This is a genomic window from Dyadobacter sp. CY326 (assembly GCF_021390515.1).
In the GTDB taxonomy this organism is placed as follows: domain Bacteria; phylum Bacteroidota; class Bacteroidia; order Cytophagales; family Spirosomataceae; genus Dyadobacter.
The window spans coordinates 105,028-126,112 of sequence record NZ_JAJUXI010000009.1; the positions used below are offsets into that span (position 1 = coordinate 105,028).

The 21,085-nt window shown below is 45.0% G+C and carries 21 protein-coding genes; 9 read left to right on the forward strand and 12 right to left on the reverse strand.

Annotated features, from left to right (window positions below; genetic code table 11):
* Positions 1 to 2 precede the first annotated feature (2 nt).
* Genes LZG73_RS18590 through LZG73_RS18600 form a run of 3 tightly spaced genes read left to right on the forward strand, consistent with a single transcriptional unit; the run spans position 3 to position 1,981 of the window.
* Positions 3 to 506 (forward strand): ubiquinol-cytochrome c reductase iron-sulfur subunit, encoded by a 504-nt coding sequence (locus tag LZG73_RS18590; protein ID WP_233853375.1) that lies wholly within the window; start codon positions 3 to 5, stop codon positions 504 to 506.
* A 15-nt stretch (positions 507 to 521) separates the two neighbouring features.
* Positions 522 to 1,409 (forward strand): DUF5777 family beta-barrel protein, encoded by an 888-nt coding sequence (locus LZG73_RS18595; RefSeq protein ID WP_233853376.1) that lies wholly within the window; start codon positions 522 to 524, stop codon positions 1,407 to 1,409.
* Between the two features lie 11 nt (positions 1,410 to 1,420).
* Complete coding sequence (locus tag LZG73_RS18600) at positions 1,421 to 1,981, forward strand: YceI family protein (protein WP_233853377.1); 561 nt, start codon at positions 1,421 to 1,423, stop codon at positions 1,979 to 1,981.
* A 49-nt stretch (positions 1,982 to 2,030) separates the two neighbouring features.
* On the opposite strand, the gene LZG73_RS18605 is transcribed toward LZG73_RS18600, so the two are convergent.
* Complete coding sequence (locus tag LZG73_RS18605) at positions 2,031 to 5,228, reverse strand: glycoside hydrolase family 2 TIM barrel-domain containing protein (RefSeq protein WP_233853379.1); 3,198 nt, start codon at positions 5,226 to 5,228, stop codon at positions 2,031 to 2,033.
* Positions 5,229 to 5,400: 172 nt separating this feature from the next.
* Here LZG73_RS18605 and LZG73_RS18610 point away from each other — a divergent pair, with 172 nt between their 5' ends.
* On the forward strand, positions 5,401 to 6,168 hold the full coding sequence (locus LZG73_RS18610; protein WP_233853380.1) for a type III pantothenate kinase: 768 nt from the start codon (positions 5,401 to 5,403) through the stop codon (positions 6,166 to 6,168).
* Here LZG73_RS18610 and LZG73_RS18615 read toward each other — a convergent pair.
* Entirely contained in the window at positions 6,165 to 6,560 is a 396-nt protein-coding gene (locus LZG73_RS18615; protein WP_233853381.1) for a gamma-glutamylcyclotransferase, read from the reverse strand. The two genes, LZG73_RS18610 and LZG73_RS18615, sit on opposite strands and share 4 nt — an antisense overlap.
* A gap of 93 nt (positions 6,561 to 6,653) precedes the next feature.
* Here LZG73_RS18615 and LZG73_RS18620 point away from each other — a divergent pair, with 93 nt between their 5' ends.
* The 4 genes from LZG73_RS18620 (at position 6,654) to LZG73_RS18635 (ending at position 11,444) form a co-directional block, all read left to right on the forward strand.
* Positions 6,654 to 8,114 carry a TonB-dependent receptor gene (locus LZG73_RS18620; RefSeq protein ID WP_233853382.1) on the forward strand — a complete coding sequence of 487 codons (1,461 nt, stop codon included), beginning with the start codon at positions 6,654 to 6,656 and terminating at the stop codon, positions 8,112 to 8,114.
* Between the two features lie 77 nt (positions 8,115 to 8,191).
* A complete protein-coding gene (locus LZG73_RS18625; RefSeq protein ID WP_233853384.1) occupies positions 8,192 to 9,514 on the forward strand; it encodes an Nramp family divalent metal transporter in 1,323 nt (440 codons plus the stop codon).
* Positions 9,515 to 9,641: 127 nt separating this feature from the next.
* Positions 9,642 to 10,949: a Gfo/Idh/MocA family protein gene (locus LZG73_RS18630; RefSeq protein ID WP_233853385.1), complete on the forward strand. Its 1,308-nt coding sequence runs from the start codon at positions 9,642 to 9,644 to the stop codon at positions 10,947 to 10,949.
* A 126-nt stretch (positions 10,950 to 11,075) separates the two neighbouring features.
* Complete coding sequence (locus tag LZG73_RS18635; RefSeq protein WP_233853386.1) at positions 11,076 to 11,444, forward strand: DUF5618 family protein; 369 nt, start codon at positions 11,076 to 11,078, stop codon at positions 11,442 to 11,444.
* A 74-nt stretch (positions 11,445 to 11,518) separates the two neighbouring features.
* Here the strand turns inward: LZG73_RS18635 and accC are convergent, their stop codons facing one another.
* The 9 genes from accC to LZG73_RS18680 form a co-directional block, all read right to left on the reverse strand.
* On the reverse strand, positions 11,519 to 12,862 hold the full coding sequence (gene accC / locus LZG73_RS18640) for an acetyl-CoA carboxylase biotin carboxylase subunit (RefSeq protein WP_233853387.1): 1,344 nt from the start codon (positions 12,860 to 12,862) through the stop codon (positions 11,519 to 11,521).
* Positions 12,863 to 12,896: 34 nt separating this feature from the next.
* Positions 12,897 to 13,379, reverse strand: a complete 483-nt coding sequence (accB, locus tag LZG73_RS18645; protein ID WP_233853388.1) for an acetyl-CoA carboxylase biotin carboxyl carrier protein — start codon at positions 13,377 to 13,379, stop codon at positions 12,897 to 12,899.
* A gap of 34 nt (positions 13,380 to 13,413) precedes the next feature.
* Entirely contained in the window at positions 13,414 to 13,980 is a 567-nt protein-coding gene (efp, locus tag LZG73_RS18650; RefSeq protein ID WP_233853389.1) for an elongation factor P, read from the reverse strand.
* Positions 13,981 to 14,006: 26 nt separating this feature from the next.
* Positions 14,007 to 15,002: a beta-ketoacyl-ACP synthase III gene (locus tag LZG73_RS18655; protein WP_233853391.1), complete on the reverse strand. Its 996-nt coding sequence runs from the start codon at positions 15,000 to 15,002 to the stop codon at positions 14,007 to 14,009.
* Positions 15,003 to 15,091: 89 nt separating this feature from the next.
* A complete protein-coding gene (gene plsX / locus LZG73_RS18660) occupies positions 15,092 to 16,030 on the reverse strand; it encodes a phosphate acyltransferase PlsX (protein ID WP_233853393.1) in 939 nt (312 codons plus the stop codon).
* A 132-nt stretch (positions 16,031 to 16,162) separates the two neighbouring features.
* Entirely contained in the window at positions 16,163 to 16,357 is a 195-nt protein-coding gene (rpmF, locus tag LZG73_RS18665) for a 50S ribosomal protein L32 (RefSeq protein ID WP_084439466.1), read from the reverse strand.
* A gap of 164 nt (positions 16,358 to 16,521) precedes the next feature.
* Positions 16,522 to 17,076 carry a DUF177 domain-containing protein gene (locus LZG73_RS18670; protein ID WP_233853394.1) on the reverse strand — a complete coding sequence of 185 codons (555 nt, stop codon included), beginning with the start codon at positions 17,074 to 17,076 and terminating at the stop codon, positions 16,522 to 16,524.
* Positions 17,077 to 17,150: 74 nt separating this feature from the next.
* Complete coding sequence (locus LZG73_RS18675) at positions 17,151 to 17,783, reverse strand: acetyltransferase (RefSeq protein ID WP_233853395.1); 633 nt, start codon at positions 17,781 to 17,783, stop codon at positions 17,151 to 17,153.
* A 110-nt stretch (positions 17,784 to 17,893) separates the two neighbouring features.
* On the reverse strand, positions 17,894 to 18,541 hold the full coding sequence (locus tag LZG73_RS18680; RefSeq protein WP_233853396.1) for a hypothetical protein: 648 nt from the start codon (positions 18,539 to 18,541) through the stop codon (positions 17,894 to 17,896).
* Between the two features lie 107 nt (positions 18,542 to 18,648).
* Between LZG73_RS18680 and LZG73_RS18685 the strand changes: the two genes are divergently transcribed.
* Positions 18,649 to 20,133 (forward strand): M61 family metallopeptidase, encoded by a 1,485-nt coding sequence (locus tag LZG73_RS18685; RefSeq protein ID WP_233853397.1) that lies wholly within the window; start codon positions 18,649 to 18,651, stop codon positions 20,131 to 20,133.
* Between the two features lie 8 nt (positions 20,134 to 20,141).
* Here the strand turns inward: LZG73_RS18685 and LZG73_RS18690 are convergent, their stop codons facing one another.
* Positions 20,142 to 21,059, reverse strand: a complete 918-nt coding sequence (locus tag LZG73_RS18690) for a TIGR01777 family oxidoreductase (RefSeq protein WP_233853398.1) — start codon at positions 21,057 to 21,059, stop codon at positions 20,142 to 20,144.
* Between the last annotated feature and the right edge of the window lie 26 nt (positions 21,060 to 21,085).

Sequence of the window (21,085 nt, forward strand, 5' to 3'; positions counted from 1 at the left end):
AAATGGAGAACGTTAAAGCAGACAAAATGAAGCGCGGCGAATTTTTGAGAAGCCTGGGACTGAGCACTTCCACACTCATGGCTTTCTATTGCCTCGGAACAACCATGACTGCCTGCGGTTCGAGCGATGACGATCCCGAGCCAAACCCAGGAGGCGGAAGCACTAATGGTGTAACCGGAACCACGACGGGCAATGCAATCAATTTCACCGTTGACCTTACTAATGATGCAACTAAAAAGCTGAAAACAGCAGGTGAGTCGATCATTTTTGGCGATGTATTGGTTGCTTTTTCAACTGCAAATCAATATGTGGCTTTGTCCAAAACCTGTACACACGAGGGAAGCCCTGTTGGTTACAGAAAAGCGCAAAATGACATTCAATGCCCGACTCACCAATCAGAATTCGCACTTTCCGGAGCAGTTGAAAAGGGCCCAGCCACCAGCGCGCTGAGAGCCTACAAAACTTCGCTCTCCACTGATGGAAATACATTAACAGTTACGGCTTAATCTGCCCAAAAAACAATGAAATTACTCCGCCTAATTTTCTTGTTGACTTGTTCAACAACGGTTCTCTATGCCCAGGACGACCTGCTTAGCGAACTTTCGAAGCAGGATAGCATGGTAACCGTGCCTGTTGCTGCGACTTTTAAATCCACGCGCGTGGTGAACGGACATTCGGTTGAAACGATGAAAAAGAAGCATCTCGACTTTCGGATCTCGCACCGCTTTGGCAGGCTGAATTCCGGGGCTTACCAGTTTTTTGGACTCGACCAGGCCACAATGCGAATGGGTTTTGAATATGGCTTGACCGACGACTTCATGATTGGCGTCGGGAGGAGCACATCGCAAAAGGTTTATGATTTTTTTGGTAAACTAAAAGTGCTGAAACAAAGCTCCGGTGCAAAAAATATTCCGGTGTCCGTGACGCTTTTTGGCGGCATGGGGATTGCCACGATCAATAAGGAGCTCGAATTTCAGGACAAACTTTATTACACGGCCCAAGTGCTGGTCGCCCGAAAGTTTGGAGAAAGGCTTTCATTGCAGTTGTCGCCCACATTCCTGCACCGTAACAAACCGGAAGTGTTAGGAGATGAAAAAGTGCTGCTCGCATTGGGAATTGGCGGACGATACAAGCTTTCCAAACGTGTATCGCTCAACGGTGAGTATTTTTACACTGCGCGGGAGAAAAACACCGTGAATGCGCCCTATTATGATTCCATGTCCTTTGGCGTCGACATTGAAACGGGAGGACACGTTTTTCAGCTGCATTTTACCAACTCACTGGGAATGATCGAAAAGCAATTTATCGGCGAAACAACCGGCACATGGGGCAAGGGTGACATCCATTACGGATTCAACATTTCCCGCACATTCAGCTTCGACAAGAAGAATAAGAAAGTAGCAAACTGATTCAAAAAACTATGAAATTGCACCTATTATGCATGGTTTTCGTAACCTTGCTCGGTTCCGCATTGCCTTCTCGCAAGCTTATGGCGCAAGGAATGTTTACCACTTCCGCCGGAAATACCAAGTTTTCTTCGGAGACGCCATTGGAAAATGTGAATGCTGAAAATAAGAAATGCCAGGCGATTCTGAACACGGCGAACAGCGAGCTGGCGATTCGGATGAACATGCGGGAGTTTGTTTTTCCAAATAAGCTAATGCAGGAACATTTCAACGAAAACTACATTGAATCCAGCAAATATCCGACCGCAACATTCAGCGGAAAAGTCACTAATCCGCCGGATTACACGAAGGATGGCGAATATGACGTGTCAGCAACCGGAAAGTTTACCGTGCACGGCGTTACGAAAGAGCGGACAATAAAAGGTAAAATGAACATTGCGGGAGGCAAAATCACGATCAACTCCGATTTCGAAGTGCCGCTTACAGATCATAAAATTGAAGTTCCACAGGTTGTCTTCGTGAAAATAGCGCAAGTCATCAGCGTCAAAGCGCAATATGTGCTTGCTCCGAGATAGAGCTTATTAGTTAAAAAGAGACTTTCCAGGTTTGAAAACCTGGAAAGTCTTACCTTCTTCTTCTCCGCCGCGAGGATTTTTTTCTCGAAGCACTTTTTTTCCTCACAGGCGCTTTACGAACAGCAGGCTTTCTGACTGCCTTCTTCACTGGCTCAACAACTTCCTCTTCCGCCAATTCCTCTTCCGCAACAGCCGCAATGTCATTAACAACGCTCGTCGTAACGTTTGAACCCGGTTCCTGGCCTGAATATGGAAGCTTATAAGCTGCAATCTGCTCAATATTCGACGTGTTGTCAATCGGCCTTAACCTAAAAGCATAGCTGTAAGTTTTGGCAGGAAGTAAATAAGGCTCATGCATTCGCGGCGACAAGCTGTCATAACCACCCAATCCCATCTGCGCAAGGTCAATGTTCACGACTGTTTCGGAGCCTCGTGCAAGCGTAGCGCCACGTTTCTTTGCGGCCGAAAGCTGCTTATCCGTATAGTCATGTACGTTAAAGTTGAAAAGTGAGTCACTGATAGCGAGTAACCCGATTCCTTCCTGATTGGTCACCGAAGCCCAGCGGACATTGGTTTTATTTCCGTTTTCCTGTGGTGTAATGTAAGCGAAATGCTGCTCGGCAACGGTGCCGCTATAAATGCCGACTTTGCCGCTTGTTTTTCGGTCAACATAAGTTTCGTGCGGGCCGTTTCCATGCCACTGCGTTTTGTTGAAAGTGGCAGGCATCCGAAACTGTGTGCCGACCTTTGCCAATGCGGGCCATGTGCCCGTCGGCGTAAATGTGTTTTTTACGTAAATATCACCTGTTGCGTAAACAACGTATTCCGTGATGACGGCCATTTCGCCGGTCTTGCTTTTCAGCGTTTTGGCAATGGTCACGCGGTAAACGGTTGAAGTCAGTCGTTGCGTTTTGATTTCTGAACCCGCAACTTCCAATGTGTCGAGTCCCGCTTCCCGCCAAAATGAGGCAAAGCTTTTCGCGCCGCCGCCTTCATCGTTATTCGTCGGGACGCGCCAGAAGTTGGCATAAGGTCCCACTTGCAGCATTTCTTCCTTTTTGTTTTTAAAAGAAATCATGCCCTCATTTTTATCAAAAGTCACTGCAAAATCTGACCCGTTTACCGCCACGCGGCCCGAGCTTATCTGCGCAATCCGAAGCGGCTTTTCATTGTAAAGACTGAGATTGGGAACAGGCTGCCCTGGCTTTACGATCGCCACCTGATGCCACGCAACCTCATGGCCTTTCGGCGCCCAGGTCGTCGCTTCTTTGAGGCGAAGGCTCAGGTTTAGAAAATATTGTGCGTTCGGTTTTTGTGAGGCGGGAAGTTCGAACGGAATGGTGACCTGCTGCTTTTGCTTTGCGGCTGCATTGAGGTTGCTGATGACGGCAGGCTTGCCAATGATCTTACCATTTTCCTGAATTGTCCAAACCAAATCAAAGATATTCAATGGTAAAAAGTCATAGTTATTTTGAATGCTGATCATTTTCTCACCCGCTCGCAACGTGTCGGGTGTTTCGAACTTGGCATATTGATAAACTTTTTTAACCTCATTCAAGTCTGGCTGGGGAATGCCATCGGGATTGATCAATCCATTGTCTAAACGCGCAGTGTCGGCAGGATGCTCCCAATATTGCGTCCCATCAGGCTTTTTGAGGATTAGAGCCGGGGCCATCCAATTTAAACCAAAACCGCCTTGCCTGATTGGGTGCTTGTCGATCGGTCGCGTTGGATCAGCGAGGCGAATGTAATCGGCCATGTCTGCTAGATTTTGCCCCGTTCCTGAATCATTACCCAAAGACCAGATAATGATCGAAGGGTGGTTTTTGTCCCGCTCGATCATTGCATTGCCTCTTGCCAAAAAAGCAGCCCGCCACTGCGGCATGGTGGCCAGGGCATTGTTCTTGTTCCAAAGTTCCTGACTTTCAACGTTGGCCTCATCAATGACATACAAACCATATTTATCACAGAGGTCATACCAGTCGGAAGCATTCGGGTAATGTGCAGTCCGGACCGCATTAATGTTGTGCAGCTTCATCAATTTAATGTCCCTGATCATGGATTCCCGACTGATCACCCGCCCCGTTTCGGGATCAAATTCATGCCTGTTAACGCCTTTGATGGTGATCGGTTTGCCATTCACCAATAATTGTCCGCCTTTGATCTTAACGTCCCGAAAACCAACCGGCTGGCTCGTTGCTTCAATTACTTTTCCGTCCGAATTCATTAATTGGACGGATAATGTGTACAAATAAGGCGTTTCCGCGGTCCATTTGACGGGATTAGGAATTGGAATGTCGACACGCACCGACCCTTCTTTCGCAGGATCAAGCGTTCCCACCACTTGACTCACGGGTGTCACGACCACGGCTTTATTGGCATCATATAATGTGAATAAAACCTGATGCGCGTGAATGGCCTGGGTTGTGTAATTTTTTACGAAAGCGCCAAGTTTCAGTGTTGCCTGCTCATAATTGGCATCCAGAATCGTTCTTACGGAAAAATCAGCAAGCACAACTTTCGGGCGGACAAGCAAATTCACGTCCCTGAAAATCCCTGATAGACGCCAGTAAGTCTGATCTTCCAAATAACTTCCGTCCGACCAGTTGATCACTTGTACAGCCAAATGGTTCAGTCCCTGCTTCACATCTTCGGTAATGTCAAATTCAAAAGGCGTCATGCCATCTTCGTGATAACCAAGCGCAACGCCATTGAGCCACACATAGCAAGCAGACTGAACGCCAGCGAATTGCAAGAATATTTCCTTGTCTTTGACATCATCGGAAAGCGTGAATGTGGTCCGATACATGCCGACCGCATTGGTGTCGGCGGTTATCTTTGGCGGCGTTGCTTTGAATGGATATTTGACGTCGGGGACAATCGGTTTGTCATATTTGCGACCTTCTCTTGCACCCACAACCTGCCAGTTGGACGGCACGGGAATGTTGTCCCAATTGGCATCCTGCATGTTCGGATCGAAGAAATTGGGGATTGCCTTGGAGGGGTGAGAAGCCCATTTGAATTTCCAGGTTCCGTTTAGAGAGCGCACGGAAGGCGTTTTTTTATCTAATGACAATGCGCTTTTTTCGTCGGGAAAGGGAAGGAAATCGGCGCGAGGTTTTTCGGTGTTAATGCTGAAAATCTGCGGGTCCTGCCATTCCGGAACGGCTTGTGCGCACAATGTGAGTGTGTTAAGGAACAGAAAAGCAATCAGTAAGCCAGACCAATAACGATAGAAGTGGTGCATAAACTTATAATAACAGGGTTTTTTGATCTAAATAAAATGGCCAGTAGGCGTTAGTCTATATTTTTTGCTAAAATTATAGATTATCAAAAAAAGAAACGGGCTGAAATGAATAAAGGGATGAAGTTTTATTGAATAATGCCTTTAATTTGCCAGCAATTGTAAACTTTTTGTTATGCTTTTAGCCGTTGATGTCGGGAATACGGACACAGTTTTTGGACTTTCTCAATCGGGCGACTGGGAATATATCTGGCGCATGCGGTCGCTTGTTCAGGAAAATGAGTCGCATTATGAGTCCAGGCTGCGGTTGCATTTTTTGGAAGCCGGACTATGGTTTGGCGATGTGGAAACGGTTGTGCTGAGCAGCGTGGTTCCTGCCATGACGCCCGTTATTCAGAGAATGCTGAGGTCAATGTTTGGTGATGACATCATCGTTGTTGGGCCAGACATTTTCCCGGAGCTTTCCATCGCCATCGACCATCCGCACGAGATTGGGGCCGATTTGATTGCCAATGCGGTGGCGGTCATAACGCGTTATCAGCAAAATTGTGTTGTCGTGGATTTTGGCACAGCATTGACGTTTACAACGGTTTCAAAAGACAGGAAAATCCTTGGCGTGGCCATTGTGCCTGGCTTGCTTACAGCGGTCAAAGCGCTTTTTGCCAACACAGCGCAATTACCCGAAGTCCCGCTCGTTTTGCCGAAAACAGCCATTGGAAAAAATACAACCGAAGCCATTCAAGCAGGTATTTTGCTTGGTTATGAGGGACTTGTGAAATCGCTTTTGCAAAGAATCAAAGATGAGCTGGGAGGAGAATGCATTGCCGTTGCAACAGGCGGACTTTCTTCCATTATTGAAACACTCGAAGAAGAATTTGTAGAAATAGACCCGAGACTCACATTGGACGGACTGCGCATTATCGGTGAGCGTTTATCGGCTTAACCCCTAAAATGTCCATCCGCGATCAATGGCAAGTTGGCAACTGACTGATTGTAAAGATATACCCAGCAGTCAATTGTGTCATCGTTTTCCCTGGTAATGCTAATGGTTTTCCGCAGATATAAGCTCGATTTTTCATCTTCAAAAACATCCTCGTAATCGTCCAGTTCTACTAAAAGGGCTTCCAGGGAAGACAGCCGGTAAATTTCTCCATGCACTTTTGAGTCAGTCGCGGGTTCGTAAATTGCGCCTGGAAACCACGAAATCAGATACAGAAAACCAGGGAAGTAACCTCTCCCTTCAAATACGGAATTGCTTCGAAGCCTTTCTGCAAATGGATTCTCAAAATTTTGCATAAGGGTTCCGTATGTGAACAAATTATAGAACTTTTCCATTTTACTAGTTGAGGTCGGTTTAGGGCAATGACTTGCTAACTGGATTTTTCTTATATTTACACATATAGCTTTTCATCTTACTAATATACAGTTATGTACGAAAAGAATCTTGGTACAAAACAAAAAGCGCTGAGGATCAACCTGGATCACCGGATTTATGGGTCTTTCGCGGAAATTGGGGCAGGTCAGGAAACAGCTGCTTATTTTTTTAAGGCAGGCGGGGCATCGGGGACAGTGGCGAAGACAATGTCTGCTTACGATATGACTTTCAGCGACGCAATATATGGAACGGAAGAGGGCGGCAGATATGTGGTAGAATCCCGCCTGATGAAGATGCTTAACCGGGAATATAATCTTGTGGAAAAGCGGCTTTCGGAGAAAAGGGGAGAAGTAAGTCAGTTTTTTGCGTTTGCTAACACGGTTGTTGCGCTTAATTTTCAAAAAACCAATGAGTCACACGGCTGGATTGGATTGCAGTTTCAGCTTACGCCAATGGGCCCGACGAATTACGTCGTGATCCACGTGCGGATGCGCGATGATGAGAACATTCTACAGCAGCAGGCACTAGGAATTATTGGGGTTAACCTCATGTATGGCTGTTTTTTCTATTATAAATCGCCCGAAATTCTGTTGCTGTCGCTCATGGACGACTTGACGACAGATCGCATTGAAATTGATATGGTTCGCTTCAGCGGGCCGGATTTTTCAAAGGTGGATAACCGTCTGATGAGTTTAAGACTTGTGAAAAACGGGTTTACCGATGCAGCATTGTTTGGAAGCGACGGCGGTGTGTTACAGCCTTCGGAAGCATTGTACAAAAAGCACATTCTGATGATGCGCGGTCGGTTAAGGCCGATTACAAATGTCCACATTGACCTGATCAGCAATGGTCAGAAGCAATTTTTGGACGAAGAGGATGTGGATGAATCGAAAGTTGTGCTCATTTCAGAGCTTACATTGCATAACCTCAAAAGCGGCGACCGCGACATTGATGAAAAGGACTTTCTGGATCGCGTGGACATTCTTTGTTCGCTGGGGCACATGGTAATGATCTCCAATCACCACGAATATTATCGCCTTGTCGCTTATCTATCCCGACTTACCAAATTAAAAGCAGGATTGCTGCTGGGAAGCCCGAGTTTGCAGGAAATTTTTGAAGAAAAACATTACGAGTTCCTTCCTGGCGGGATTTTGGAATCCTTTGCAACGCTGTTTAGCAGAAAGGTCAAGCTTTACATTTACCCAACCTTGCAACCTGACGGATCGGTTTACAGTTGTGCCAATTTCGTCGTTCCGGATCATTTGAGGCCATTATTTCAATATTTGGTCATCAATGATAAAATTGAGGACATTGTGAATTACAACAAAGAACACATGCACATTACGACTGATAGTGTGCTTGAAAAAATCAAAAGAGGTGAACCGGGCTGGGAAAAACTGGTGCCTGAGAATGTCGCCAAGATCATTAAAGAGAAGTCACTTTTTGGCTTGCCGGGGGAAGACAATTACCAAGACACGGTGAAGCAGATCCATCAGGCAGTCGGAAATCTTTAATATTGGATTTGTTTTTAAATAAATAGCATTAAAAGTAGTCCTGGCCATTCCGTTGCTTTTCAGAAGAAAGCAGTGCAATGACCAGGATTCTTTCTCCTCCCGTCACCTTCGCAGGAAGGCTCAAATATCTCGGCCCAGGCTTCATACTTTCAGCTGCCATTGTTGGCTCCGGTGAACTTATTGCCACAACAGCACTTGGTGCCAAAGCTGGTTTTATTACTTTCTGGGTCATTATCGTAAGCTGTTTGGTGAAAGTGGCGCTGCAACTGGAATTTGGTAAGAACGCCATTTACACCGGAACGTTCATGATGCACAACTTCAATCAATTGCCTGGCCGCAAATTGGGAAAAGCGCATTGGAGCATTTGGCTGTGGCTTTCTTTGCAAGGGTTGAAACTATTGCAGGTCGGCGGGATTGTCGGCGGCGTTGCCATTGTCCTGAATATGGCTTGGCCATCTGTTTCAGTGAATGTTTGGGCTATTTTGTCCGTGTTAATCACTTCATTCCTGGTTTATCGCGGACATTACGGGCCGGTTGAAAAGGGTTCTTTGGTGATGATCATTCTGTTCACGGCAGTCATTCTGATTTCACTTTTCTTGTTGCAGGGCACGCAATATGCAATCCATTGGGAACAAGTGAAGGAAGGACTTCAATTTTCGTTGCCGGGCAGTCTGGTTGCCATTGCATTCGGCGCATTCGGGATCACTGGCGTGGGTGGCGATGAGATTATGTATTACAATTATTGGTGTATTGAAAAGGGTTACGCGGCTTACACGGGCCCAAATGACGGAACAAAGGAATGGGCAGAGCGGGCAAAAGGCTGGTTTAATGTAATGTATCTGGACGCGGTTTTGTCTATGGTCGTTTACACCGTGGTCACTGCGGCGTTTTACTTGCTCGGTGCGGCAGTTTTACACGGCGGAGGCAGTGTGCCGGAAGGTTATGAAATGATCGAAGTCTTGTCTCGCATTTTCACTGAAACGCTTGGCCTCTGGGCGAAAGACTTGTTTCTGGTCGGGGCATTTTTTGTGCTTTATTCAACACTTTTCACAGCAACTGCAAGCTGGGCGCGCGTTTGGGGCGATGCTTTTGGACAGTTGGGTTGGATGAAATTTGACTCAGCAGAATCACAACGCAAAAGCATTGGGATCTTATCCTGGATATTGCCGGCGGTGTGGTGCATTCTATTTTTGTTTATTCAATCGCCGGTGGCTATGGTCCTGTTAGGCGGGATTGCAACTTCCGTTTTATTGCTGCTTATCGTTTACGTGGCGCTGGTTTTCCGTTATAAGGAGCTTCCTGCCTCACTGAAACCATCCTTAACGTATGACATTTTCTTCTGGATCAGTGTCGCCTCCATTCTCACTGTCAGCGCATACGGAGTTATCCAGCTCATGTGATTAATGATAGTACAAAATTGTAAAATAATAGTATTGTTCTATATCAGTGATTAAGGGAATAAATGTAAATAATCGTCTCACTGATAAGGCGCTACGCCATCTCGCTGACATCCTAAATTTCCCCAATATGAATAAAGAAAACGAAGTTTCGCGCAGGGACTTTATCAAAAATTCCGCCAGCGCGGCAGTCGCCCTTTCCATTCCTTACATTATTCCTGCTAATGCTTTCGGAGCAAATGATCGGGTAAGAGTTGCCGTTCTGGGCCTGAACGGGCGTGGAAAAGACCATATCAAAGGGTTTAGCAATTTGGCCAATGTGGAGTTGGCAACATTCTGTGATCCTGATAACAATGTTCTCCAAACGAGAGCGAAGGAATTTGAAGAGAAAACCGGAAAAAAAGTAAAGACTGAAAATGATCTGCGTAAGGTTTTTGAAGATAAAACCATTGACGCCGTCAGCATTGCCACGCCAAATCACTGGCATGCCTTGGCGGCCATTTGGGCCTGCCAGGCCGGAAAGGACGTTTATGTCGAGAAACCTGGATCGCACAATCTAAGCGAAGGTCGAAAACTGGTCGAAGCGGCGCACAAATACAAACGTGTAGTGCAGCACGGCGTTCAGTTGCGAAGTTCAGAAGCGTTGCAGGAAGCAGTAAAGCATTTGCGCGATGGGCTCATTGGAAACGTTTATATGGCAAGAGGTTTAGTGTATAAATGGCGTCCCGATATTGGCGACAGAGGCACCGAACCTGTTCCCGCGGGATTAAATTATGACCTTTGGACTGGCCCAGCCGAAATGAAACCATTTTCTAAAAACTATGTGCATTATGACTGGCACTGGCATTGGAACTACGGAAATGGAGACATTGGCAATCAAGGGATTCACGAAACGGACATGTGTATGTGGGGACTAGGGGTCGATAGTTTCCCTGAAAAAATCACGTCTTCGGGAGGTAAGTTTTTATGGAATGATGCGAAAGAAACGCCCGAAGTGCTAAGCTCTTCATTCGTTTATCCAAAGGAAAAAAAGATCATTGAATTTGAAGTGCGTCCGTGGATGACCAATGACGAAGGTGGCACTGGAATTGGAAATATCTTTTACGGGTCTGAGGGTTACATGGTCGTGAAAGGATACGATTTTTATGAAACGTTTCTGGGTAAGGATAAGAAGCCGGGTCCGACGCGTAAAGCGGGTGGCGATCATTACAAAAATTTCATTGACGCGGTCATTGCCAAAGATCCAAAAATCGCGAACGGCCCGGTTGAAACCGCCCACTTGTCATCCGGCCTCGCTCACCTCGGAAACATTGCATACAGAACCGGAAGAGCATTAACCTTCGATCCAAAAACAGAAAAATTTGTAAATGATGATGATGCAAATAAATATTTGACAAGAAAATATCGAGCACCATATTCGCTGCCGGCGACTGTTTGAAATATTGATCGAAAATACAAATAGCCGGCCAGTGTCGGGCTATTTTTTTGTTTTTTCAAAACGTGTTATCTTTCTAGCATCTTAGGGAAGATGCTAGAAACAAAGTAAAAGAACAAATACACGCACATGGATTATCCTGAAATTGACAGATATCTCGCAAATGCTAGGGAGATTTTGAGTACAAAGGCACAAAAGGAAGGGAGTGAATACAAGGACATTAAATATGTTCAAATGGCTTCCGGCACCGCCTACAATGCAGCGTTAATGATTGTTGATCAATATCTCAGCAAAAAGGAAGGAGAAAAGTTTGTTAAGCCAAAAAGTATTGAGGACTATCGTAACAGGTTGCGGAAGCATAACAAAACGCTGCTTTCTTACTTGAATGAAGCCTATGATACTTTGCACTTGGCAGGTTATTACCACGGCACGCCGTCTGTCAGGACCATCAAGGAGGGACTTGACGCTACGAAGAAAATGCTGGCGATGATTCACTAGTTGTTGTAAGTCTAAACAAAAAAATGGCTGCCAGTGCGAAACTGGCAGCCATTTCCTTTCAATATTGTCTCCGCTTAAAGCGTCGAGAAGTCAAAAGTTTCCAGATATTTTGTTGTGAAATTTCCGGATTTGAAGCCTGGATCGTCCATTAACTTGATGTGGAAAGGAATGGTTGTCTTGATTCCTTCGATCACGAATTCCTGCAATGCACGCTTCATTCGAGTAATTACTTCTTCACGTGACTGTCCGCTCACGATGAGCTTGGCAATCATGGAATCGTAATTTGGTGGAATGGTGTATCCGCTGTAAACATGGCTATCAATGCGAACGCCGTGGCCACCAGGGAAATGCAGGTTCGTAATCTTGCCAGGAGCTGGTCTGAAATTATTCGCTGGATCTTCTGCATTGATGCGGCACTCCATTGCAAACAGCTTTGGGGTGTAATTAACACCAGAAATAGGCTCGCCAGCTGCCACCTTAATTTGCTCCTTAATCAGATCAAAATCAGTCACTTCTTCTGTGATCGGATGCTCAACCTGGATACGGGTGTTCATTTCCATGAAGAAAAACTCGCCGTGTTTGTCGACAAGAAACTCAATTGTTCCCGCGCCTTCGTAACCAATGGCCTGTGCGCCTTTGATAGCGGCAGCTCCCATTCTTTCGCGCAATTCGTCAGTAATAATTGGGGAAGGAGTTTCTTCAACCAGTTTTTGGTGACGACGCTGGATGGAGCAATCGCGCTCTGATAAGTGGCAAACTTTACCAAACTGATCTCCAATGATTTGGATTTCAATGTGACGTGGCTCTTCTACAAATTTTTCAAGATATAAACCGTCATTTCCAAATGCAGCAGCAGATTCTGTGCGCGCATCATTCCACGCTTTTTCGAATTCTTCGGGCTTGTTGATGATCCGCATTCCGCGGCCACCGCCACCAGCAGTTGCCTTAACAATAACAGGATAACCAATGCCTTCTGCAAGCATTTTACCGTGTTCAACCGATTCAAGCAAGCCTTCGGAGCCCGGCACAACCGGCACGCCGGCAGTGATCATCGTTGCTTTGGCAGTTGCCTTGTCGCCCATTCCGTTGATCTGAGCGGCAGTTGCACCAATAAATTTAATGCCATAATCGGCACATATTTGAGAAAATTCAGCGTTTTCAGACAAAAACCCATATCCAGGGTGAATGGCGTCAGCACCGGTAACTTCGGCGGCTGAAATGATATTTTGAATACTTAGGTAAGATAGACGGCTCGGCGGCGGGCCAATGCAAACGGCCTCGTCCGCAAACCGAACGTGCAAGCTGTCCCGGTCCGCTGTGGAATACACAGCAACCGTTTTAATGCCCATTTCACGACAAGTCCTGATAACACGCAAGGCTATTTCGCCACGGTTAGCAATGAGTATCTTTTTAAACATGAAATCTAATAAGTTTTACAGATCGGTCATTGCCTTATACAGGCTCAACTAGGAATAAAGGTTGGTCAAATTCAACCGGAGTTGCGTTTTCAACCAGAACTTTCACAATTTTTCCTGAAATCTCTGATTCGATTTCATTGAAAAGTTTCATTGCTTCAATTACACAAACCACTTTTCCCGGATTAATTTCATCCCCTATATTCGCAAAAGCAGGAGTTTCCGGGCTGGAAGCGCGGTAGAAAGTGCCAATCATTGGCGACTTGATGGTTATTAAGTTTGAAGGAGAAGTTGGTGAGGAAACCGTTGGCTCAGTTGGCGCGGAATGCGTTACAGCCGTAGTTGGCGTTGCAGGCGCATAACTCGGTGCGGGAGCAGCGGGTGATGAAGACAATGATGCCGTTGGGGCGGAACCATAACGCTTCACTTTAATTTTCAAATCTGTTGTTTCAATATTCACTTCATCCAGTCCCGATTGGGCAATGAAGTCAATCAATTTTTGAATTTCTTTGGTTTCCATTTAGTCAAGATTAAACTGTGGGGTGATCGTCGAGCTATGATTTTACTCTTTCTACGTAGTCGTAAGTGCGCGTGTCTACTTTGATCTTCTGGCCTTCTTCAATGAACAAAGGAACCATGATCCTTGCGCCGGTTTCAACTTCGATTGCTTTCTTAGGTGAGTTGGCAGTGTCACCTTTCAAGCCAGGCTCGGAGTAAGTTACCACAAGCTCTACGAAAGGAGGCAATTCGCAAAGCAACGCTGCGTCCGTTTCTGTATTAATCAAAATTTCAACTTCCTGTCCTTCTTTCATCAAGTCCGCATTCGTAACCAGTTTCTCATCAATCAAAACCTGGTCAAATGTTTCGGCATTCATGAAATTGTAGCCAACCTCGTCCTTATATAAGAACTGAAATTTATGTCTTTCCACACGAACAGGCGTGATGCCCGCACCAGAAGAGAATGTGTTGTCTAAAACTTTACCTGATGTAAGGCTTTTCAGTTTAGTACGCACGAACGCATTGCCTTTTCCGGGCTTAACATGCTGAAATTCAATCACCTGAAATAGATCATGATTGTAGTGAATCACTAATCCGTTACGCAAATCTGCGGTAGTTGCCATTTTAATCCAAAATTAGTATTGATATTTTATTCTCCGTAAGCCCATTTCAAATAAATGGAGCCCCACGTAAATCCGCCGCCAAAAGCAGCTAAAACGAGATTGTCGCCCTTTTTTAATTGCGATTCATAATCCCAAAGACACAATGGAATGGTTGCGGAGGTCGTATTTCCATATTTCTGGATATTAACCATCACTTTATTCATTCCCACGCCCATTCGGTTTGCAGTTGCTTCTATAATTCTTCTATTCGCCTGATGGGGAACCAGCCAGGCAACATCGTCACCCGAAAGGCCATTTTTCACCATTATTTCGGCAGAAATATCAGCCATATTGGTCACGGCAAATTTAAAAACCTGAGAACCATCCTGATAAACATGGTGTAATCTCTGGTCAACCGTCTCATGTGTAGGCGGATAGCGACTGCCACCTCCTTTTTGATGCAAATAAGGATAACCCGATCCGTCTGATTTTATAATGGAATCAATGATCCCGTTTCCTTCCGTGTCCGGTTCAAGCAACACAGCGCCGGCTCCGTCACCAAATAGAATGCAAGTTTTCCGATCCGTATAATCGACAATTGCGGACATTTTATCAGCGCCGACAATGACGATTTTTTTATATTTTCCAGTCTCAATAAACTGAGAGCCAAGCGTAAGCGCGTAAACAAATCCTGAACAAGCAGCCTGAATATCAAAGCTTCCAACGTTTTTAATGCCCACCATATCACAAATTAAATTGGCGGTGCATGGGAAAACAAAGTCGGGCGTTGTGGTGGCGCAGATCAGCAGGTCAATTTCGCTGGGAAGCGTGTTTGTTTTGGCCAACAATCCCTTAACAGCTTCGGCACCCATATGAGAACTCCCTAAACCTTCGCCTTTGAGGATATGCCTTTCTTTGATGCCGGTGCGGCTAACGATCCACTCGTCATTTGTCGCAACCATTGTTTCCAGCTCGGCATTTGTCAAAATATAATCAGGCACATACCCTTGTATTCCTGTTATAGAGGCTCTTATGTGGGTCATGATAAAATATAACTATTCAAAATCCGAATAGGTTTTGTAAAAAAAGACAATATCAGTTTATTCATCTCGTCGTTGTCAGCATTTAGAAATCAGCTTAATGCTTGCGCTATATGCAAATATGCTTTTGACTTAACCTGTTTATAAGCCCAGCCGATCATATTTTTTATTGCCAACGGAGACGAAATTCCATGCGCGATCATGACGTTTCCATTAACACCAATTATAGAGCTTCCGCCAATGGATTCGTAGTTGGTCTTATCTATAAATTCATCGCTGAAACCCCTTGTTTTTGAAATTTCATATAGCGACTCGCCCAATTTGAATAAAACATTGCCTGTAAAGCCGTCTGTAACAATTACATCCGCTTTGTTAGTAAAGAGATCTTTACCTTCAATATTTCCTATAAAGTTAATTCGCTTATTTTGTTTGAGCAGGGGATAGGTTGCCTGTGACGTAAGAGAACCTTTCTGTTCCTCTTCCCCGATGTTCATCAGGGCCACGCGAGGCTTGTCAATTTGAAAAGTATATTGAGCAAAAAGAGAGCCTATCTCTCCAAATTGTGCAAGCACTTCTGGCTTGCAATCGGCGTTGGCGCCAATGTCCAGCATAATAGAATAGCCGCCGTCAACCTGTGGCACAAATCCTGCAATGGCTGGTCTTAATATTCCTTCGATCGCCTTAATGCTAAACAGCGCTCCGACGTGCATTGCTCCTGTGTTACCCGCACTGCAGAATATGTCTACTTCTTTTTCTTTCAGAAGCTTGAACCCTATTCCAATGCTGGAATTGGGTTTTTGAGAAAGGGCTTTGGTTGGATGTTCCCCCATCTCAATAACATCTTCTGCGTGAACGACGTCAATATTAGTAGGAGTGAAATTGTGTTGGTTAAAAATGTCCCAAATTGCACTTTCACGGCCAATTAAAACGATTCTCGCCTCGGATGGTAGCTCAGAAGAGGCTTGAATTACCCCTTCAACAATTGCCTGTGGAGCCAAATCTCCCCCCATAGCATCTACCGCAATTTTCATTTACACGCTGTTATTTTAGACTAATAAGTAAGAAATCGAAGGTGTAAATTTAGCAGTTGTGCCGTAGTAAAAAAGAATTTCGCAACAACTTTTATACGGCTGCTGCGAAATCGGTATACTCATCGACTGAAACTAAACTGTTTTGCTATAGTTTTCAACTACAACTTTGCCTCTGTAAACCAAGTTTCCTTCGTGAACGTGCGCACGGTGGAATTGGTGAATTTCTCCTGTTGAGGAATCAGTGCCTAATTGTTTTCCAGTAAGGAAATCATGTGCTCTGCGCGAATCGCGACGGCTTGTGGAGTGTCTCCGCTTAGGATGTGCCATGCTGCTTTATTTCTATTGTTTATTTGTTGTTTTTATCCGTCGGTTGAAACCAACGGTCATTGGTTTTTATTCTTTCCGGCGGTTTCAACCGACGGTTATTTTTTCCTTCCTTATCGTTTCCTTTAGTCCTTTCCGATGGTTTAAACCAACGGTCATTGGCCTCGTTACTCTTCGCCTTTTAGCTTTTTCAGGGCTTCCCAGCGTGGGTCTATTTTTTCTTCTTGTTCAATTTCTTCACCTTCGGCGGTTTCTGATGAGTAAACCAAAATGCCGTCTGCTTCATCCAATGGATCTATTTCTTCTTCCTCATCTCTCAAATCCGGATGGATCTTTTTGAATGGAAGCGAAAGCGCTATGAAATCAAATAGGTAACGCGCTACGTTAATTCTTGTCGTATTCCGATCGATAATTTCTATCTCCTCGGTAAGCTCTTCATTGTGGTCCCCGAACTTTAATATAATGCGTTCGTTGGAATCAATGGGCTCCTCAAATGGTTCCAGGCTCCGGTCACAGGTTAGCGTTACGCTTCCTACTGTGTGGAAATTTAGCTGGATCATGGTCGCCGATTTGTTCAGCACAACACGCGTTTTAAAATGGCCGTACTCGATCAGATCCTGTTCCAATTCTTGGAAAAATACATCTCCCGACTCCATTTCATAGGCATATTGTTTGTCTTCCAAACCGTAAATGTCTATGTTGTATTTACTTAGCTCTTTCACTTTTTCTGTCAAAAGGACTGCAAAGGTAATGTCTTTCGATTTAATAAAAAAACTATGGGGGATTTTTATTGGCGTCAGATCTTACGTGCCGGATTGCCAAAATAAGTGGCTTTTGCAGGCACATTTTCAACCACAACAGATCCCGCGCCAATCCGCGCATTCTTGCCTATCTCGATCCCAGCCACGATAATTGCACCTGAACCGATGAATACGCCATCGCCGATTTTAGCCCTGTCATTAACAATGGCACCTGCTCCAATCGTCACATAATCGCCGACTTGCGCCCATGTATCCACAACGGCGGCAGTTTGCACCAGGCAATGATGCCCGATTTTTGACTTTGCTCCAACGGTTACTCTGGCGCCGATCAGGTTGCCATGTCCGATCGTGGCCATTTCGGAAATCAATGCACTGTCGTGGACCGCATTAATCGGCATTGATTTGTATTCTTCTGTCAGTGTTTCCACCAATCTCTCGCGAACCGAACGCTCCCCAATAGCCACAAAAGCTTCGCATTTACTGCCCAAGATGCTCAAAAAGCCAGCGTCATCCGTGTTTCCTAGAACACTTACATCGCCAAACTCTTTGCCATGAAGCTCCTTATGATCATCCAAAAGACCATAAACGAGCACATTGTTTCTTTTAAATATATCCAATGCCTGAACGCCTAAGTCGCCGGCACCAAAAATCAAAACGGGATTTTCCATAATATCAGTTAGTAAATGAAAGCAGCATGTAGCGTGCTTTTTATTGGTGGTAAAAAATCAAACCACTGCCGTTACACAGTGGTTCATTAATATATTGTATAAAACAAATCTTACAGGAATGTTACTCTGAAAACAAATGGGCTGCCGTAAGGTGAAAGGTTTTGCCCGCTATATTGATCAATTTGATTATTGTAATTCAAATTAAACAAAGCCGTGAAATGGACCGCTTTGATAAATCGGCCGCCAGTGGGCTGTGAATAAGAAGCGCCAACCAGCGGAGAAGTCAGCCATTGCCGCTTCTGATAAGATCCTTCCACATTGAGCGCTTCGACTTCCGCAATGATATTAACGACCGGCACAACGGAATACATTAAAAATGCGCGTCCTCCGTAATATATGGTATTGATATCGTAATATTTATATCTAAAATACATCCCAGTGACCCCAACTCCGCCAACCAGTTTTTCCGTCAGTTCATAACCTGCCATGGGCGATAAGTTGATGTTTGTGACTGTTCCAAGGCTCAATCCAAAGCTTCCGCCAAGCCGCAGTCGGTCAATTGCCGGTTTGTCTTTGAATTCTACGTCGTTTCTCTTTTCTGCAACATCACTTTTTTCAACGGGCGGACGGTCAACTTCTTCCGGCTTTTCTTTTTTCAATGAGTCTGGCCGGTAATATTCATCGTCTTGAGCCATTACGGCCGGACTGATTATAATGCTAAACAGAACCGTGCATAACAGGAGGATTTTACTTTTCATATTAAAATCGTTTATTTTATAACATTGTAACTGGTAACGAACCGATCCCGCATTTTGGTTTGTGCATTAACTAGTGCTACACACTCCTCAAATTATCTTCATTATCTATGCATTATTCTATTTCCGTATCTGACCCGCAGTCTCATTTATTACACATTACTTACAAGATTCCTGGAATTGACTCCGATTTTATAGAGATTCAACTGCCAGCGTGGAGACCCGGGCGATATGAAATACAGAATTTTGCCAAAAATATTCAATTTATCGAAGCGATCTCCGCCACAGATCAGAAACTCGCTCTTCATAAAGTAACGAAAGACCGCTGGCAGGTTGCAACGGCTGGCGAAAAAGAAGTCAGAATCCGTTACACCTATTATGCAGCCATTCAAAATGCGGGCAGCAGTTACGTGGACGAGGAATTATGGTATCTCAATTTTATCAATTTCTGCATGTACACCGAAGGGCGCATTGGCGAGCCTTACAATGTGCAACTCGAATTACCAGCGGGTTATGAGATTGCCTGCGGATTGCCAAAAAATGGCAACCTTTTATCCGCAATCGACTTTTACCAATTGGTTGACAGCCCGTTGCTTGCTTCTCAAACTTTACAGGAACACCATTATAAAGTTTACGACGTAAATTTTAAGATATGGATGCATGGCAACTTAAAACCAAATTGGCACCGCATTAAGCGCGATTTTCGCCGTTTTTCCCGTGAGCAGATTGCGACAATAGGCGAGTTTCCGGAAACTGAATATCATTTCCTTAACCTGATTTTGCCAAACGCCTTTTACCATGGCGTCGAACATCACAACTCCACAATGATCGTGCTGGGGCCGGACGATGAGGGCGAAGGACTTTATTCGGATCTTTTGGGTGTGAGTTCGCATGAATTATTTCATACATGGAACATCATTCGCATTCGCCCAACGGAGCTCTTGCCCTATGATTTTACCAAAGAAAATTACTTCCGCACTTGCTTCGTCGCAGAAGGCTGCACAACTTATTACGGCGATCTTTTTCTGAGACGGGCGGGCGTTTTTACCGACGAAAATTACATTAAGGAGTTGCAGGTTTACATGAAACGGCATTTTGAAAGCAGCTCACAAGCAACGCAGTCACTTGCCGACTCTTCATTTGACCTTTGGCTGGATGGTTATGAAAAAGGAATTCCCAATCGCAAAGTGTCCGTTTACCACAAAGGAGCATTGGTTTCGCTGATTCTTGATTTGTATTTGAGAAAAAAAACCAATCACGCACAATCGCTCGATACGGTTATGCAGTTGCTGTGGACGCGTTTTGGGAAACCTTTTATCGGATATACATTGCAGGATTACATTGACATTGTAGAAGAAGTCGCTGGCGAATCACTGGAATGGTATTGGAATGACTGCATTTTCACTGCCGAACCATTGGAATTCCGCTTAAACGAAGCGTTATCTTTCGTAGGCTTACAAATGTCAACTTTTAGCAATGGCAATATTCAGCTCAATGTCCTGGATGATTTTAAAGCAAAATTACAGCGCGACAAATGGCTGACGACATTGCAAAGCGTTGAAGATCAAAAGGAAGAGAAAGAGGAGGAGGAATAAGAACGAGCCTATTTTGCATAAATATCCCTCAGCGCCTTATCCAGTTCAAGAAACTGATATTCGAAAGTCGTCTCCTTAGCAATCCTTTCATTGATCAGATAATTGCTGCCGAGGACAACATTGGCCATGTCTCCGAAAGCCAATTTCAATGCAAATGACGGCACATTCGGCAACCATTGCGGTTTGTCCAGTGCAATGCAAATCTGCTTGGTAAGCTCTGCATTGGTCACGGGCTGACTTGCAACAGCATTGTAAGCGCCTTCCCAGGATTCGTTTTCCATGGCTTCAATGTACATTCGGCAAAGGTCGTCGAGATGAATCCACGAAACCCATTGCTTGCCTGAGCCCAGCGGAGCCCCGAAACCGAACTTGGCAGGAGCTGCCATTTGCGGCAGTGCGCCGCCATCCTTGCTCAAAACAATGCCGGTCCGGAGCTTAACCGTCCTGACGCCCATTTCCGCAATGCGGTCTGCTGCTTGCTCCCAAACAACGGTTACGTGAGACAAGAAATCTTTTCCTGCCGGCGACTGTTCCGTGTTACGAACATCGCCCGAGTCTTCACCATAATAACTGCTCCCGGAAGCAGAAATGAATGCCGTTGGCCGGATGTTTTTTTCTCTTAAAGCTTTGCCAATCAATGCAATAGTCTCGGTCCGGCTTGATATAATTTCCTTTTTGCGTTCCTCCGTCCAGCGACCGTCCGCAACTGCCGCACCCGCCAGATGGATCAGATAATCCGTATTTTCAACTGCGCCGGCTTCGATATAACCTTTTGCCACATCCCATTCATAAACCTGAACCGAAGGAATGTTGCTTTTTTTTCGGCTTAAATAGGCGATCTGATAACCTTTTTCGAGCAGTAATGCTGTCAGTCGTTTTCCGATAAGTCCTGTTCCGCCGGTGATTAATACTTTTTTGCCATTCATGAATGCTCGGGAAGTGTTTAGCTTAT

What these genes read in the sequence shown, in the direction of transcription:
- LZG73_RS18590 (WP_233853375.1), top strand. Translation starts at nt 3, where the DNA reads ATGGAGAACGTTAAAGCAGACAAAATGAAGCGCGGCGAATTTTTGAGA.
- LZG73_RS18595 (WP_233853376.1), top strand. Translation starts at nt 522, where the DNA reads ATGAAATTACTCCGCCTAATTTTCTTGTTGACTTGTTCAACAACGGTT.
- LZG73_RS18600 (WP_233853377.1), top strand. Translation starts at nt 1,421, where the DNA reads ATGAAATTGCACCTATTATGCATGGTTTTCGTAACCTTGCTCGGTTCC.
- LZG73_RS18605 (WP_233853379.1), bottom strand. Translation starts at nt 5,228, where the DNA reads ATGCACCACTTCTATCGTTATTGGTCTGGCTTACTGATTGCTTTTCTG.
- LZG73_RS18610 (WP_233853380.1), top strand. Translation starts at nt 5,401, where the DNA reads ATGCTTTTAGCCGTTGATGTCGGGAATACGGACACAGTTTTTGGACTT.
- LZG73_RS18615 (WP_233853381.1), bottom strand. Translation starts at nt 6,560, where the DNA reads ATGGAAAAGTTCTATAATTTGTTCACATACGGAACCCTTATGCAAAAT.
- LZG73_RS18620 (WP_233853382.1), top strand. Translation starts at nt 6,654, where the DNA reads ATGTACGAAAAGAATCTTGGTACAAAACAAAAAGCGCTGAGGATCAAC.
- LZG73_RS18625 (WP_233853384.1), top strand. Translation starts at nt 8,192, where the DNA reads ATGACCAGGATTCTTTCTCCTCCCGTCACCTTCGCAGGAAGGCTCAAA.
- LZG73_RS18630 (WP_233853385.1), top strand. Translation starts at nt 9,642, where the DNA reads ATGAATAAAGAAAACGAAGTTTCGCGCAGGGACTTTATCAAAAATTCC.
- LZG73_RS18635 (WP_233853386.1), top strand. Translation starts at nt 11,076, where the DNA reads ATGGATTATCCTGAAATTGACAGATATCTCGCAAATGCTAGGGAGATT.
- accC (WP_233853387.1), bottom strand. Translation starts at nt 12,862, where the DNA reads ATGTTTAAAAAGATACTCATTGCTAACCGTGGCGAAATAGCCTTGCGT.
- accB (WP_233853388.1), bottom strand. Translation starts at nt 13,379, where the DNA reads ATGGAAACCAAAGAAATTCAAAAATTGATTGACTTCATTGCCCAATCG.
- efp (WP_233853389.1), bottom strand. Translation starts at nt 13,980, where the DNA reads ATGGCAACTACCGCAGATTTGCGTAACGGATTAGTGATTCACTACAAT.
- LZG73_RS18655 (WP_233853391.1), bottom strand. Translation starts at nt 15,002, where the DNA reads ATGACCCACATAAGAGCCTCTATAACAGGAATACAAGGGTATGTGCCT.
- plsX (WP_233853393.1), bottom strand. Translation starts at nt 16,030, where the DNA reads ATGAAAATTGCGGTAGATGCTATGGGGGGAGATTTGGCTCCACAGGCA.
- rpmF (WP_084439466.1), bottom strand. Translation starts at nt 16,357, where the DNA reads ATGGCACATCCTAAGCGGAGACACTCCACAAGCCGTCGCGATTCGCGC.
- LZG73_RS18675 (WP_233853395.1), bottom strand. Translation starts at nt 17,783, where the DNA reads ATGGAAAATCCCGTTTTGATTTTTGGTGCCGGCGACTTAGGCGTTCAG.
- LZG73_RS18680 (WP_233853396.1), bottom strand. Translation starts at nt 18,541, where the DNA reads ATGAAAAGTAAAATCCTCCTGTTATGCACGGTTCTGTTTAGCATTATA.
- LZG73_RS18685 (WP_233853397.1), top strand. Translation starts at nt 18,649, where the DNA reads ATGCATTATTCTATTTCCGTATCTGACCCGCAGTCTCATTTATTACAC.
- LZG73_RS18690 (WP_233853398.1), bottom strand. Translation starts at nt 21,059, where the DNA reads ATGAATGGCAAAAAAGTATTAATCACCGGCGGAACAGGACTTATCGGA.